This is a genomic window from Collinsella sp. OM08-14AT, from assembly GCF_003438115.1.
Lineage (GTDB): Bacteria > Actinomycetota > Coriobacteriia > Coriobacteriales > Coriobacteriaceae > Collinsella.
Map to the genome: position 1 here is coordinate 156,931 of NZ_QSTE01000002.1, position 14,296 is coordinate 171,226.

Annotated in this window: 12 protein-coding genes; 6 read left to right on the forward strand and 6 right to left on the reverse strand. The window is 63.8% G+C overall.

Annotated features, from left to right (window positions below):
• Window positions 1-25: 25 nt before the first annotated feature.
• The 3 genes from DXC18_RS02115 to DXC18_RS02125 all read right to left on the reverse strand — a co-directional run bounded on the left by DXC18_RS02115 (window position 26) and on the right by DXC18_RS02125 (window position 3,123).
• On the reverse strand, window positions 26-727 hold the full coding sequence (locus DXC18_RS02115) for a hypothetical protein (RefSeq protein ID WP_117583694.1): 702 nt from the start codon (window positions 725-727) through the stop codon (window positions 26-28).
• Window positions 728-2,470, reverse strand: coding sequence for a 2-amino-4-hydroxy-6-hydroxymethyldihydropteridine diphosphokinase (gene folK, locus DXC18_RS02120; RefSeq protein ID WP_117629806.1), 1,743 nt, complete (start codon window positions 2,468-2,470; stop codon window positions 728-730).
• 95 nt (window positions 2,471-2,565) lie between these two features.
• Window positions 2,566-3,123, reverse strand: coding sequence for a Sir2 family NAD-dependent protein deacetylase (locus DXC18_RS02125; RefSeq protein WP_233503825.1), 558 nt, complete (start codon window positions 3,121-3,123; stop codon window positions 2,566-2,568).
• A gap of 135 nt (window positions 3,124-3,258) precedes the next feature.
• Here DXC18_RS02125 and DXC18_RS02130 point away from each other — a divergent pair, with 135 nt between their 5' ends.
• Entirely contained in the window at window positions 3,259-4,077 is an 819-nt protein-coding gene (locus DXC18_RS02130) for an exodeoxyribonuclease III (RefSeq protein WP_117629805.1), read from the forward strand.
• Window positions 4,078-4,612: 535 nt separating this feature from the next.
• On the opposite strand, the gene DXC18_RS02135 is transcribed toward DXC18_RS02130, so the two are convergent.
• The 3 genes from DXC18_RS02135 to DXC18_RS02145 are packed head-to-tail and all read right to left on the reverse strand — an operon-like array spanning window position 4,613 to window position 7,852.
• Window positions 4,613-5,326 (reverse strand): DUF6580 family putative transport protein, encoded by a 714-nt coding sequence (locus DXC18_RS02135; protein WP_117583697.1) that lies wholly within the window; start codon window positions 5,324-5,326, stop codon window positions 4,613-4,615.
• Window positions 5,327-5,330: 4 nt separating this feature from the next.
• On the reverse strand, window positions 5,331-6,974 hold the full coding sequence (locus DXC18_RS02140; RefSeq protein ID WP_117583698.1) for an ABC transporter ATP-binding protein: 1,644 nt from the start codon (window positions 6,972-6,974) through the stop codon (window positions 5,331-5,333).
• Window positions 6,974-7,852 (reverse strand): energy-coupling factor transporter transmembrane component T, encoded by an 879-nt coding sequence (locus DXC18_RS02145; RefSeq protein WP_117629815.1) that lies wholly within the window; start codon window positions 7,850-7,852, stop codon window positions 6,974-6,976. Before DXC18_RS02145 ends, DXC18_RS02140 begins: the two co-directional genes overlap by 1 nt.
• 206 nt (window positions 7,853-8,058) lie before the next feature.
• On the opposite strand from DXC18_RS02145, the gene glmU reads away from it, so the two are divergent.
• From glmU to gltA, 5 genes are all read left to right on the forward strand, one after another.
• Complete coding sequence (gene glmU, locus DXC18_RS02150; RefSeq protein WP_117583699.1) at window positions 8,059-9,471, forward strand: bifunctional UDP-N-acetylglucosamine diphosphorylase/glucosamine-1-phosphate N-acetyltransferase GlmU; 1,413 nt, start codon at window positions 8,059-8,061, stop codon at window positions 9,469-9,471.
• 192 nt (window positions 9,472-9,663) lie between these two features.
• A complete protein-coding gene (locus DXC18_RS02155) occupies window positions 9,664-10,650 on the forward strand; it encodes a ribose-phosphate pyrophosphokinase (protein ID WP_089573682.1) in 987 nt (328 codons plus the stop codon).
• A gap of 223 nt (window positions 10,651-10,873) precedes the next feature.
• Complete coding sequence (pth, locus tag DXC18_RS02160; RefSeq protein WP_195246394.1) at window positions 10,874-11,503, forward strand: aminoacyl-tRNA hydrolase; 630 nt, start codon at window positions 10,874-10,876, stop codon at window positions 11,501-11,503.
• Window positions 11,504-11,870: 367 nt separating this feature from the next.
• The gene (locus tag DXC18_RS02165; protein WP_117716181.1) at window positions 11,871-12,710 is read left to right on the forward strand and encodes a sulfide/dihydroorotate dehydrogenase-like FAD/NAD-binding protein; all 840 of its coding nucleotides are present in this window, start codon (window positions 11,871-11,873) and stop codon (window positions 12,708-12,710) included.
• Window positions 12,701-14,110, forward strand: a complete 1,410-nt coding sequence (gene gltA / locus DXC18_RS02170; protein WP_117583700.1) for an NADPH-dependent glutamate synthase — start codon at window positions 12,701-12,703, stop codon at window positions 14,108-14,110. Before DXC18_RS02165 ends, gltA begins: the two co-directional genes overlap by 10 nt.
• Window positions 14,111-14,296 lie beyond the last annotated feature (186 nt).

The window sequence follows — 14,296 nt, forward strand, 5'->3', positions numbered from 1 at the left end:
TATCTTTGAGCGCTGGCGCCTCTCGTTACAGCCCGCGAATTCGTACGGCCTCGGGCGGAAACTCCTGCTCGCCGGCGTCGGTCTTGATGGTCGCGCGGCCCCAGATGTCCAGGCCCGCAAACACGCCGACCGCAAGCGGCAAGCCGTTGGGCGACACCGCCGCAACCTGGCGACCCAGCAGCGGCACCATGTCGAAGTACTCGCCCAGCACCGGGGCCAGCGGGCCGGCGGCGCCCTGCGGCGTGTTGGCAACAACCGCCCAAGCGTCCACGCGGGTCAGCACAGCGGCGGCCAATGCCTCGATCAGCGCCTCATCTGCCATATCCACGCCAAGCTCACCCAGCGCCGCACGCTCAATATCAACCGTCACCGCGGCAAACATGCCCGCGGCACCGGCACCGCCGTTGACGGCGACGCGCGCGAGCGACGTCTCAAACGCAGGCGCGCCGCACACGATGCCACTCGGCCACTGGATGCCCACCTTGCCGGCAAGCCCCAGGCCCGGCGTTGCGGCCGTGCCCGCGAGCGCGTCCATCATGCCCATTGCGGCCACAAACGGCAGACCGTGGAAGGCGTGCATGTTCACATCGGGGCGCACGACCAGCGAAAACGTCAGCGATGCATCGCCCGCGCTCCACGCGCACCGGCCCGCGGACGCACCCTCGCGGCCCGCGTCGCGCGCCGCGTCGAGCTCGGTGCCAGCGGCAACAGCATTCATCTCGATCATCTACATACGCCCCAATTCGCCCACGATATGGCCCACGCGATCCTCGGGCTCCTTGACCTCGACGCCGTTGTAGCGGAAGAACCGCGCCGGGTCGTGCATCAGATCCTCGAGCGGCACCAGCACAAAGTCACGCTCGCCGATCAGCGGATGCGGCAGGCGCAGCTTTTTGCCGCCGTGGGTCTCGCCGTCCATCCACAGCAGGTCCAAGTCGATGGTGCGCGGGCCGTTGACCTTGGCCTTCTTAGAACGGTCGCGGCCCAGCTCGGCCTCGATCTTCATGAGCTCGTCGAGCAGCACCAGCGGCGCCAACTCGGTCTTGATCTCGATGACGGCGTTGGCAAACGCGTCCTGGCGCGTCTCGTAGGCCGGCTCGCTCTCGTAGATCTTGGAGGAGTTGGACACGCAGGTAAGTGGAATCTCGGCGATCATGTCGCGCGCGGCGCGGATGTTGTCGCAACGATGTCCCAAGTTGGATCCCACGGCCACAAACGCGCGGCGCGGCTGCGGCTTGGCAACCGCCCAGTAGCCGTTCAAGAACTGCGCAAAACCCGCGGCGTCGTGCACGCGCACGATGTTGGCACCGGCCTGGATGGCGCCCAGGCACACGCCAAACGTAGCGGCATCGCGCTCGGCGGCCTCGGTCACGCCCGAGACGGCGCCCACAAAGCGCTTGCGCGACACGGCGCACATGAGCGGATAGCCCAGTGACGCCATCTTGGCAGTCTCGCGCTGGATGACGATGTCCTCGTTAGCCGACTTACCAAAGCCCGGGCCAGGATCGATGCAGATGCGGTCGCGCGACACGCCGGCATGGATGAGCGTGCGGGCTTGGTCAGACAGAAAGCCCATGACGCGGCGCATGATGGGCGCCGAATCGGGCAGGGTGAAGCGGCGGAGCTGCGAGGTGGGCACGTAGGCTTCCTCGCGGCGGGCGCTGCGGCGCATCATGGCGGCCAGGCGGTCATTGGACTCCGATGCGGCCTCGGTGGCTGCGGGCGTGGCCTCGGGCGCGGGCGCGACGGTCTCGGCGGCAGCAGCCTGCTCGGCGGCCGGCGTCTCCTGCTCGCTTGAAGGCTCGGACGTGGCCTCCGGTTCGCCAAACGGCAACGAGGGCTGCACCACGCCGCCCGGAAGCTTGGCCTCCGGCTTAGGCTCGCCCAGCAACTTGCCGCGACGGCGGCGAGCCGGCTTCTCGGCCTCACGCGCGGCCTCGGCAGCCGCCTCGCGCGCCTTCTCGGCAACAAACGCCGCTGCCGAGGTATCGAGCTGCACCGTTGCGTGCGTGCGGGTGGGCGCGGCGACCTCGCCGGCATGCATCACGATGACGCCGCAGGTGCTCGTCTTAACAAACTCGACCATCTTGAGATCGGTGAAGCCGGTCACGTCGTTGACGATCGAGGCGCCGCAGCGCACGGCCGCCTTGGCAACCGCCACGTGACGCGTGTCGATCGAGACGATGGCGCCCTCTTTGGCCAGCGCGCGCACCACGGGCAGCACGCGGCGAGCCTCCTCGTCGGGATTAACCGGGGTAAAGCCGGGGCGCGTGGACTCGCCGCCTACGTCGATGATGTCGGCGCCGGCGTCGAGCATCGCCAGGCCGTACTCGATGGCGGCATCCGGGTCGAAGTGCTCCCCGCCATCGCTAAACGAATCGGGCGTCACGTTGAGGACGCCCATGATGCGCGGACGGTCAAAGCTGAGCTCATACTTTCCGCACCGCCATGTCTTGCTGTCGTTCGCCATGAACATCCTCCTAAAATGCCCACGCCGCCGAGCTTGGGGAGCTGGCGGCGGGGTCGCTTTGCACTCAGTCTTTCTATTGTATCCGCGCACACGGGCTAGAACGCAAACGCGGCCGCGATGTCGCAAGAAAGCACCACATCGGGCTTGATGCGACCACCGCACGCGGGGCACACGGGCACGCCCGCGGCGTCCTCGTGCTCGCGCGAGCAAATCCACTCGGCGCTATAGACCGCGCCGCACGACTGGCAAATGTTGCGATGGACCGATCCGTGCAGCTCGAACACGCGCTGCGAGCCCGCCATCTGATGCAAGCCGTCGATGTTTTGCGTCACCACGGCATCAAGCTTGCCGGCGCGCTCCAGCTCGGCCAGCTTGGTGTGACAGCGGTTGGGCTTAGCGTTAAGCGCGATCATCTTGGTGCGGTAAAAGTCGAAGAACTCGGCCGGATGTGTCTCATAAAAGCTATGCGAGAGCATAGTCTCGGGCGGGTAGGCAAACTGCTGGTGATACAGGCCGTCCACGCTGCGGAAATCGGGGATGCCACTTGCCGTGGAAACACCAGCGCCGCCAAAGAAGACCACGCGCTTGTGGGTGTCAAACAGATCCGCCAGCGCGGCGGACGCCTGCCTGGGGTCCGATATTGCCTGCGTCATATGAGCCCTCCGTCCTTGTTGATCGGGCGGCGTCGGGCGATGTCCCAGCATGCGACCTTTAAGTCAGCATGCGCGGAGCCCACCCCGCCCCTGTTGCGCTAATCTTAAGCCTGCCAACCCCGTCGAAAGGACACCATGCCTCAGACTTACACTTTCGCCTCGTGGAACGTCAACGGCCTGCGCGCCGTGCTCAAAAAGGACCCGAGCTTTATCCAGATCGCGCAAGAACTCGACGTCGATATCCTGGCGCTGCAAGAGACCAAGTTGCAAGAAGGCCAGGTCGATATTGACCTGCCCGGCTATCACCAAACCTGGAGCTACGCCGAGCGTAAAGGCTATTCGGGCACTGCGGTCTTTAGCCGCCAGGAACCGCTGCGCGTGCTGCACGCCGACGCACTGCTACCCTACGCCGGCGAGAACGAGGCGGCCGTACTCGTCGCCCAAGCCGCAACCGAGGGCCGCGTCTGCGCGCTGGAGTTCGACAAGTTCTGGTTTGTGGATGTCTACACTCCCAACGCGCAAAACGAACTCGCCCGCATCGACGTGCGCATGGCCTGGGACGATGCTTACCGCGGCTTTTTGAACGCGCTCGAGCGCGAGACCGGCAAACCCGTCGTGACCTGCGGCGACTTTAACGTGGCGCACGAGGAGATCGACCTTAAGAACCCCAAGTCCAACCGCGGCAACGCCGGCTTTTCGGACGAGGAGCGCGGCAAGTTTACCGAGCTGCTCAACGCCGGCTTTACCGATACCTGGCGCGCGGCAAACCCCGACGTCGAGGGCGTCTACAGCTGGTGGAGCTATCGCTTTAATGCCCGCAAGAACAACGCCGGCTGGCGCATCGACTACTTCCTGGTAAGCGACGCAATCGCCGACAACGTACGCGACACCGGCATCCGCGGCGACATCTTCGGCAGCGACCACTGCCCCGTCACCCTCACGCTAGAGCTCTAGCCCCAGCTGATCCCCTGGGGACGGAGGAAAACGAATCATTTTGGGCCTCGTGGTGGTATCCACGTGACCCATCCGCCACGAAACACGCCCATCTGCTACGTTTAAGCCACCACCCTCAACCACAGCGAACAACGCAAAAAGAAAACCGCAGGTAGAAAGCCTGCGGTTTTTCATAAAACGCGGTTGTGTTTGGGGGTGTCGGGTCAAACGTAGTAGATAGGCTGATTTCGTGGCGGGCGAGTTCAGCTGATTCCCCGGGGACGTCTGGAGACGGAAGAAAACGGATCAATTTGGCTCTTGAGGGTCACGACGCCCGTCATATCAGCCGGCCATTCCAAAACTATGCCAGTTTACGGGGCTAAATCGCGAACCCCCAACCATACGCAATTCCGAAATAATAAAACCGCAGGTAAACGGCTTGCTCTATTTCAAAAATAGCCGGCATGGTCTGCTTGTGCCAATCTGGCCCCGTAAACCGGCATAGTTTTAAAATGGCACTTCGGCAGTATTGATTCCCGCCACGGCGCAACCAGCCCTACAGTCCGTACTTCACGACGACTCGGTTGATGCGGCGACACCAAGGCTTGTACAGGGCGACCAAAAACACGCAGGTCGCAAGGCCGTGCGTGATATCGAACGGTACGGCGGTGGCAAGACGCGCCATGGCACCCGCCCACGTGAGCGGTTGAACAAAACCGATAATGTCGTAGGCGTTGATCACAACGCCGTACAGCAAACCCGAAGCAAAGCCGTAGGTCAGCAGCGCCGGCATACGCACGGTGCCATCGGCGCGATCAAAAGCGCCGGCATGCGCCAGCGCACCGCCAACGTATCCCACGAGCCCCCAAGCATACATCTGCCACGGCGTCCACATGCCCTGTCCAAAAGAGAAATTGCTGGTCAGCGCCGCCAGCGCGCCAACCATAAAACCATTGCGGCGGCCAAGCGTCGCCCCCGCGATAATGGCGATGGCACTCACGGGTTTAAAGTCGGGAATGGGGCCAAACAAGATGCGCCCCGCCGCGGCCAACGCCGCCAGAACCAGCGTTGGCATAATCTGGCGCAGGCCCGGTCGCGACGCCTCGTAGCCTGCAAAGAACAGCGCAAGCACCAGCGCCACCACGACAAGCATGGCGAGCGCCGCCTGCTCGACGCCCGCCAGCAACGCCGCAGCCATCACGGCTGGCACCGCCAGCAGCAGCGGTATCTCCTGTTTTGCGAGTAGGCGCACGATGCGATAATCCGCCATCCCATCACGCCCTATAAAACACGTTGTCGGCAAAGAAGTCGGCCGGGGGCTCCACGCAGGCAATCTCGCCGTCAAACATCATGGCGACGTCGTCGGCGACCTGCTCGGCAAAGTCCAAATCGTGCGTAGCCATGATGACGGTGCCGCCAGCCTTCGCATGGTCACGCAGGGCGCGGGCGATGATGCGGCGGCTCTCCAGGTCCAAGCCCTTCGTGGGCTCGTCAAGCAGCAGCAGCTCGGGGCCAATCAGCAGCAGCTTTGCCAGCGCGAGCAGCTGGCGCTGTCCGCCCGAGAGGTCGTAGGGGTGACGCGTCTCCAGGCCGTCCAATCCCAGTTGCGCCGCACGCTCCCGCGCCAAGTTCTCGTCATATCCGCAGGTCAAGGCCCATTCCATCAGCTCATCGTGAACCGTCTCGGCAACCAGCAATGCTTTGGGGTTCTGAGGCAGCAGCGCCGCCGAGGCCGCTCCGCGCACCATGCGGCCGCGCTGCAGCTTGGCGGTCTTCGCCAGCACCGAGAGCATCGTCGACTTACCGCATCCGTTGCCGCCCACGATCGCATGCACCGCACCGGCCGAAAACGCCACGTCGAGCCCGCGCAGCACCCAACCGCCCGCGCGATCGTAGCGAAACCAGCTCCCTGCCAGGGTGGTAGCCGACCCGCCGTGCATTTTTTGGAGTATTCTGCTCCCATCCGTGCGCGGGAAGGCTTCCGAGCCGTTCTCGAGCGACGTTTGCGCCACAAATTCGGACGATTTGTCCAATTCCGAACTTTTTTTCGCGCTCGATACGTCCCCGGGCGGCTCCAGAGAGCCCAAATTGTCCTCACGCCTGCTGAATACTCCGTTTTTTGCACATCGGACGGCACCCCACCCCAACATGTCATCGGAAAACAGCGATTCTCGGCGTCCCAAAGAAGCCATATCTGCCACCTCGCGCACGCGACCGTCCTCAATCCGGTACGCACACGTCGCGTATTCGAGCATTGGGCGCGGCTGATGCGTCGCCACAACAACCGTGCAGCCCAGCTCGCGATTCACGCGAAACAGCGCGTGCAGGAAATTCTTCTCGGCAACGGAATCGAGCTGAGACGTGGGCTCGTCGAGCAGCAGCACGCGCGGGCGCAGCGCCAGAACGGCCGCCAACGACAGCAACTGTTTGCGACCACCCGAAAGCGTGTCAGTATCGCGGTGAAGCCAATCTTCCAGCCCAAAGAAATAGCTGGTCTCAGCTACGCGACGGCGCATCTCATCACGTGCTAGCCCCAAGTTTTCCAGGCCAAACGCCATCTCGTGCCACACGGTTTCGCACACGATCTGGTTCTCGGGATCCTGAAACACGTAGCCCACGCGCTCCGCCGATGCCTGCACGTCCATGTCGGCAACGTTCTCGCCCAGCACGCTCAGTTCGCCAGTGCGCTCGCCCGCCGGAGCGATCTCGGGCTTGAGCAGCGACAGCAGCGTCGACTTACCCGATCCGGTACCGCCAACAAGCAGCGCAAATGCACCTTGGGGAACACGCCAATCAAGCCCCTCGAGCACCGGTGCCTCGGCCCCGGGATAGGCAAAACTAAGGCCCTGCACCTCAATCGCCGGAATATCCGGGCCGCACGCCGCGCCCGACACCGGGCCCCTATCCAACCGAGCCATCAGCCAAACCTCTTCTCATCGATCGCATGCAGCACGCAGGGCAGCACCATCCAGGCAGCGTACACGACATAGCCCAGCCACGGCGCGGGCACCGAAAGCTGCGGGTAAAACGAATACTGCGTCGTCGCGGTCCATGCCACCGCCACCGCGGCGGCACCAAACACTGCAAGTCCAACCAGCGCGGCAACATCGCCGCGCCTCAGCCGATACCGCGCATACGTCGTACGGCGCGACGCAGCACCCCACCCGCGAGAGCGCATCGCGTCCGCGCGCTCAAGCGAATCTTCCATGCCCCAGCCCATCAGCACGCTCGATGCCCGCAGGCACGAGCGCACGGGGTCAGCCGGCGCGCGTCCCGGTACATCAATCGCGTCCTGCACCGCCAGCACCGTGCGGCCGCGGCGCAAAAACTGTGGGATAAGCCGCATGCACATCGAGATCATGAGCGCGATCACCGGCGCGGCGTTGCCCAAAAGCGCAAGCACCTTGTCGTAGCCAAGCATCGACGCCGCGGCCTCAAACCACAGCACGCTCGCCACAAACAGCCCACCCACGCACAGGCCGTACATCATGCTCTCCAGATACACCGCGCGCATGCCAATATGGAAAAGCTCGGTCGAGCCCGATGCGCTAAACAGCGGGTTGACCAGTGCAATGATCAAAATCACCGGCAGCTGCCAGCGAAGCGCGCCCAACGTGCGGGCAGCCCCGCGCGTCGCAAATCCATACGCCAACCCGCCCGCGAGCGACAGCGCGATCAGCACCGGTTGCATCGAGAACATGGTGAGCCCCAACGTCAGCACCATGTAGAGTGCCGGCACCGCCGGATGCGACATCGAGAATGCCGCGACGGGCTCGTTGCCCGATTCCTCTCGCATGATATCCACGGGCACCCCCGTCCCCTCGCTCAAACGACAACGCCGCAGCGCCTCCGCCATACACAACCAGCGCAAACGCCGCACCGCCGGCCCAAGCATCAGCTGCCGCAAACCAATCGTTACGCGCTCATCATATGCCTGCGGTATCATATTGCGCCGTGTATCGTTTCCAAACACACGTCTCTAATAACGTAACAGGAGATCACATGGACGCAACCGCAATTATCCTCGCCGCCGGCGAGGGCACCCGCATGAAGTCGAACCACTGCAAGGTTTCGCACAAGATCCTGGGCAAGCCCATGGTTCAGTGGATCGTCGACGCCACCATCAAGGCCGGCTGCAGCCGCGTCGTGGTCGTCATCGGCAGCCACGCCGACGAGATGCGCGCCCTCATCGATGGCGCCTACGCCAACAGCGCCACCAAGGTCGAGTGCGTCGAGCAGACCGAGCGCCTGGGCACCGGCCATGCCGTCAAGGTCGCGCTCGAGGCCTGCGGCATCACGCAAGGCCCCGTCGTCGTGCTCAACGGCGACCTGCCGCTCATCACCGCCGACACCGTCGCCAAGTTCGCACAGACCGTCGCCACCGGCGAGCTCGCCTGCACCGTCATGACCATGACCCCGCCCGATCCTTTTGGCTACGGCCGCATCAAGCTGGGTGCCGATGGTCAGATCGAGCGCATCATCGAGCAGAAGGACTGCACGCCCGAGCAGGCCGCCACGCTGCTGGAGTGCAACGCCGGCTGCTACGCCTTCGACGGCGCGCAGCTCGCCGCCCACATCAACGAGATCGGCAACGACAACGCGCAGTCCGAGTACTATCTGCCCGACATGCTCGAAATCCTCAAGGGTCACGGCCAGGCAGCCTCCATCTTCCACTGCGACGACTACCGCGACGGCCTGGGCGTCAACAGCCGCATCCAGCTCGCACAGCTCACCGCCATCGCGCGCGACCGCATCAACGAGCACTGGATGGCCGAGGGCGTTACCTTCATCGACCCCACGCAGGCTTGGATCGGCCCCGATGCCGTTATCGGCCGCGATACCGTCGTGTGGCCGCAGACGCACCTGATCGGCCACGTCACCGTGGGCGAGGAGTGCCAGCTCGGCCCCAACAGCCGCCTCACCGACACCACCGTCGGCAGCGGCTGCGTCATCGACGAGACCATCGCCATCGAGGCCGTCATCGAGAACGGCGTCGACTGCGGCCCGCGCGCCTACCTGCGCCCGGGCACCCACATGCTCGACGGATCCAAGGCCGGCACGCACGTGGAGATCAAGAAGTCCACGATCGGCGAGGGCTCAAAGGTGCCGCACCTGTCCTACATCGGCGACACCACCATGGGCTCCGGCGTCAACGTGGGCGCGGGCTCCATCACCTGCAACTACGATGGCGTGCACAAGCACAAGACCGTCATCGGCAAGGACGCCTTCATTGGCTCCGACACCATGATGGTCGCGCCCGCCCAGATCGGCGACGGCGCGCTCGTGGCCGCTGGCTCCGTCATCACCGAGCCGGTCCCGGCAGACGCGCTCGGTCTGGGCCGCGCCCGTCAGGTAAATATTGAGGGCTGGGCCGCCGATTACCGCCGCCGCCTGCACGAGGACGACGAGGTATAACGTTTTACCAAGCACAAAAGGAGCTGCTCCATGGGGGCGGCTCCTTTTTCTATCGTGACCTGCGCAACCGGATGAGTGGTCGGTTCGTGTCCGTTGGCGGTAAAGACGTTATCAGGACCCGATAAACCCCGCCGCGCGGTTACAATGCAACAAGGCATCTATATGGCATTCGATGTATAAAGGAGAAGGGTAATGCCGATTAATGATCCCGAGAAGTCGGAGAATATGCGCAAGTCCATCCGCGTGTATTCCGGTTCCTCCAACCGTCCCCTCGCTCAGAAGATTGCTGAGTACCTTGGGGTCGAGCTTTCGGGCCTTACGCTAAAGCAGTTCGCCAATGGTGAGATTTACGCCCGCTACGACGAGACCGTCCGCGGCGCCGACGTCTTCCTGATTCAGTCCGTGGCCGGCGGCAACGTCAACGACATGCTCATGGAGCTGCTCATCGCCACCGACGCTGCCAAGCGCGCATCCGCCCGCTCCATCACCGCCGTCATCACCCACTACGGCTATGCCCGCCAGGACCGCAAGGCCGGCCCGCGCGAGCCCATCACCGCCCGCCTCGTCGCCAACCTGCTCGAGCGCGCCGGCGTCAACCGCATTATCACCCTCGACCTGCACCAGGGCCAGATCCAGGGCTTCTTCGATATCCCGGTTAACCACCTGTCCGCACTGCCGCTGTTTGGCCAGTACTACAACGACATGCACTTCGACACCGACAACCTGGTTGTCGTCTCCCCCGACGTGGGTCGCGCCAAGGCCGCCAAGAAGCTGTCCGACATGCTCGGCTGCGACCTGGCCATCGCCCACAAGGGCCGTCCGCGCCACAACGCCGCCGAGGTCATGGGCATCATCGGTGACATCAAGGGCAAGACCTGCATCATCAACGACGACATGATCGACACCGCTGGCACCCTGTGCGCCAACGTCAAGGAGCTCAAGGCTATGGGCGCCGGTGACATCTACGTCTGCGCCACCCACGGCATCTTCTCCGGTCCGGCCATCGAGCGCCTGAACGATGCCCCCATCGTCGAGTGCGTCGTCACCGACGCCATCCCCGTCGAGGTCGGCGGCAAGATCAAGACTATCTCGGTCGCCGAGGAGTTCGCTCAGGCCATCTCCGCCGTTTACCACGAGGAGCCCGTCTCCACGCTCGTCGGCGGCGACTTCGCGCTGTAGTCGCATCGTCCTTGCAACCCGGCGCATCGCCGTCGGAACAGAAGAAACCCCCGCGCTCCCCCTTGCTTCGCAAAGGTCGCGCGGGGGTTTCTTCTGTTCCGACGGCTCGCTCTGCCGCGGCCACGCTTTTGTCTGGTGGGATTTCGCTGAAACGAAGTCTCGCCTTCGGCGGGCGTGGTAGCCTTTGTCGTTGATTGAACTATTTACGTAACGGAGGACAAACATGGCAGCTGCACAGCCGCTTAAGATTCGCATGGTTGCCGGGCTTGGCAACCCGGGCGAGGAATATGCCGAGACCCGCCACAACGCCGGCTTTAAGGCGATTGACGAGCTGGCCCGTCAGGCCGGCGTCACGTACTGGAAAAACCAGGCCGGCGCCGAGGTCGCACTCATCAACATCAACGATCCCGAGGAAGAGGGTGGCAAGCGCCAGATCGTGCTGGTCAAGCCGCAGTCGTATATGAATACCTCGGGCGGACCCATCTCCAAGCTCTGCCGCGAGTACAAGATCAAGGCCGAGGAGCTGCTCGTCATCCACGACGAGCTTGACATTCCCGCCGGTGACGTGCGCGTCAAGGTGGGCGGTGGCCACGCCGGCCACAACGGCCTGCGCTCCATCATCGACAAGATGGGCAGCCGCGACTTTAGCCGTATCCGCACCGGCATCGGCAACCCTCCCGGCAAGATGGCCGTGGCAGACTATGTGCTCAAGCAGCTGCGCGCCCGCGAGGCCGAGGACTTCCAGGACACCTGCGCCCGCGCCGCAGATGCCGCCGGTTTGGCCATCGTCCACGGCGTAATCTACGCCCGCGATCACGTAAACGGCGCCGCTTCCGCCAACGGCAAACACTAAAACCTACCATTTAGGGATGTTAATTTTGGCAGGTTTATCTGCGGAAACGCCGCGGTGGCCGCATCGCAATAAACACGCTGCCACCATACATGCATAACGCTCCAAAGGGGGCCGGCCTCAACGAAGCGCGAGGCCGGCCCCCTTTGTCGTTTTGCCTGATAAAACCGACCAAAATAAACCTGTCCCTTTTTGGTAGGTCGGGATAAACCCTTTTCCCAACCGCCGAAGACACACGTAAACAGCATGTCCATGAGGGTATAATTTGCACCGTATGTCTGCACAACGCCTGTGCGCGTACGGTTTTACTCGGGCTACCGTCCATTTCCGTGGAGGCACGGTTCGGCGGCCCTAACAAGAGAGGGGTTCTATGTATAAGATCCTGGAGAAGACGCAGTTCTCGGAGAAGGTGTTCAAGTTCCGCATCGAGGCGCCCGCAATCGCCAAACATGCGCACGCTGGACAGTTCCTCATGGTTCGCGCCAACGAGACGGGCGAGCGCGTCCCGTTTACCCTGGCTGGCTGGAACGGTGACGAGGGCTGGGTCGAGTTCATCTTCATGGTGATCGGCAAGACCACCGAGATGCTTTCCACCTATGAGGCCGGCGAGTCGCTGCGCGACGTCGTGGGCCCGCTGGGCGTTCCCACCGAGATGGCCGAGGGCCCCTGCGCCGTCATTGGCGGCGGCGTCGGCCTGGCAATTGCCTTCCCGGTCGCCAAGCACCTGGTCGAGACCGGCCACGAGGTGCACGCCATCATGGGCGCCCGCACCAAGGACCTCCTGCTCATGGAGGACCAGTTCCGCGAGCTCCTCGACGAGGACCACATCCACATCACCACCGATGACGGCTCCTACGGCGAGCAGGGCGTTGTCACCGCTCCGCTGGAGCGCCTGCTGCAGGACAAGGCCGTGAGCCAGGTCTTCTGCGTCGGCCCCGTTCCGATGATGAAGTTCTCGACCCTCACCGCCCAGAAGTACAACACCCCCATCACCGCGTCGCTCAACCCCATCATGGTTGACGGCACCGGTATGTGCGGCTGCTGCCGCGTCGAGGTGGGCGGCGTGACCAAGTTTGCTTGCGTCGACGGCCCCGACTTCGATGCCACCCTGGTCGACTGGGATGACCTTCGTGCCCGCCAGGCCGCTTACCGTTCCGAAGAGGGCGAGTCCCTCAAGGCCTATGAGGAAAAGAGCTGCGCATGCCACTAGTTAACGGTCGTTTCGTTGCCGATATGAAGTCGCCCCGCACCCCCGATAACGAGGAGCCGGCTGCCGAGCGCGCCTGCGACTTCCGCCCCGTCGACAAGGGCTTCACCGAGGAGATGGCGCTGGCCGAGGCTGAGCGCTGCCTCAACTGCAAGAAGCCGTTCTGTGTCGAGGGCTGCCCCGTCAACATCAACATCCCCCGCTTTATCGAGCAGATCCGCGCGAAGGACTTCGGCGGCGCTCTCGATACCATCCGCGAGGACTCCATGCTTCCCGCCATCTGCGGCCGCGTCTGCCCGCAGGAGAACCAGTGCGAGGGCAAGTGCATCCGTGGTAAGAAGTCCGAGCCCGTGGCCATCGGCCAGCTCGAGCGCTTCCTGGGTGACCGCCCCGAGCTCGCCTCCACCCCCAAGATGGCTCCCAAGAACGGCAAGAAGGTCGCCGTCGTCGGCTCCGGCCCGTCCGGCATCACCTGCGCCGGCGAGCTCGCCCGCAACGGCTTTGACGTCACCGTCTTCGAGGCCTTCTTCACCGGCGGCGGCGTGCTGGTCTACGGCATCCCCGAGTTCCGTCTGCCCAAGGCAGTCGTCAAGCGCGAGATTGACGGCCTGGAGGACATGGGCGTCAAGTTTGAGTACAACTCCGTCGTGGGCAACATGGCCACGGCCGAGGAGCTGTTCGATCAGGGCTTCGACGCCATCTACGTGGCAACCGGCGCTGGCCTGCCCAAGTTCCTCAACGTCCCCGGCGAGAACCTGCCCAACGTCTTCTTCGCGAACGAGTACCTCACCCGCGTGAACCTGATGAAGGCCAACAAGTTCCCCGAGTACGACACCCCCACCAAGCACGGCAAGAACGTCGTCGTCTTTGGTGGCGGCAACGTGGCTATGGACGCCGTCCGTACCGCCAAGCGTCTGGGCGCCGAGCACGCCATCATCGCCTACCGTCGTACCGAGGACGAGATGCCCTGCCGTCGCGCCGAGCTGCACCACGCCAAGGCCGAGGGCGTCGAGGTTCTGCCGCTCGTTTCCCCGCTCGAGTTTGTCGCTGGCGAGGATGGCTCCGTGTGCGCCGTCAAGGTCCAGAAGATGGAGCTCGGCGAGCCTGACGAGTCCGGCCGTCGTCGCCCGGTGCCCATCGAGGGTGCCATCGAGGAGATTCCCTGCGACGTCGCGATCTCGGCCATCGGCACCAACGCCAACCCCTTCGCAAAGAAGATCGGCGGCAAGATGGAGCTCAACAAGTGGGGCTACATCGTTGCCGACGAGGAGACCGGCCAGACCACCGATCCCCGCATCTGGGCTGGCGGCGACATCGTCACCGGTGCCGCTACGGTCATTCTGGCGATGGGCGCCGGCAAGAAGGCCGCTGCTTCCATCACCAAGAGCCTGCTGGGCGAGTAATCACCCACAGCGCTAGCCATCAAACGGCAAAGTCCCCGTCGAGCACACGCCCGGCGGGGACTTTTTCTATGCCGACCGCCCAAACCACCACGATGGGGACAGGCACCTTTGTGGTGGTTGGGGACTTGGCCGGCGAACCAATTCCGACGTTTGTCTCAATCTGTAACAGCCAGACCCTGTTGAGCC

What these genes read in the sequence shown, in the direction of transcription:
- DXC18_RS02115 (WP_117583694.1), bottom strand. Translation starts at nt 727, where the DNA reads ATGATCGAGATGAATGCTGTTGCCGCTGGCACCGAGCTCGACGCGGCG.
- folK (WP_117629806.1), bottom strand. Translation starts at nt 2,470, where the DNA reads ATGGCGAACGACAGCAAGACATGGCGGTGCGGAAAGTATGAGCTCAGC.
- DXC18_RS02125 (WP_233503825.1), bottom strand. Translation starts at nt 3,123, where the DNA reads ATGACGCAGGCAATATCGGACCCCAGGCAGGCGTCCGCCGCGCTGGCG.
- DXC18_RS02130 (WP_117629805.1), top strand. Translation starts at nt 3,259, where the DNA reads ATGCCTCAGACTTACACTTTCGCCTCGTGGAACGTCAACGGCCTGCGC.
- DXC18_RS02135 (WP_117583697.1), bottom strand. Translation starts at nt 5,326, where the DNA reads ATGGCGGATTATCGCATCGTGCGCCTACTCGCAAAACAGGAGATACCG.
- DXC18_RS02140 (WP_117583698.1), bottom strand. Translation starts at nt 6,974, where the DNA reads ATGGCTCGGTTGGATAGGGGCCCGGTGTCGGGCGCGGCGTGCGGCCCG.
- DXC18_RS02145 (WP_117629815.1), bottom strand. Translation starts at nt 7,852, where the DNA reads ATGCGAGAGGAATCGGGCAACGAGCCCGTCGCGGCATTCTCGATGTCG.
- glmU (WP_117583699.1), top strand. Translation starts at nt 8,059, where the DNA reads ATGGACGCAACCGCAATTATCCTCGCCGCCGGCGAGGGCACCCGCATG.
- DXC18_RS02155 (WP_089573682.1), top strand. Translation starts at nt 9,664, where the DNA reads ATGCCGATTAATGATCCCGAGAAGTCGGAGAATATGCGCAAGTCCATC.
- pth (WP_195246394.1), top strand. Translation starts at nt 10,874, where the DNA reads ATGGCAGCTGCACAGCCGCTTAAGATTCGCATGGTTGCCGGGCTTGGC.
- DXC18_RS02165 (WP_117716181.1), top strand. Translation starts at nt 11,871, where the DNA reads ATGTATAAGATCCTGGAGAAGACGCAGTTCTCGGAGAAGGTGTTCAAG.
- gltA (WP_117583700.1), top strand. Translation starts at nt 12,701, where the DNA reads ATGCCACTAGTTAACGGTCGTTTCGTTGCCGATATGAAGTCGCCCCGC.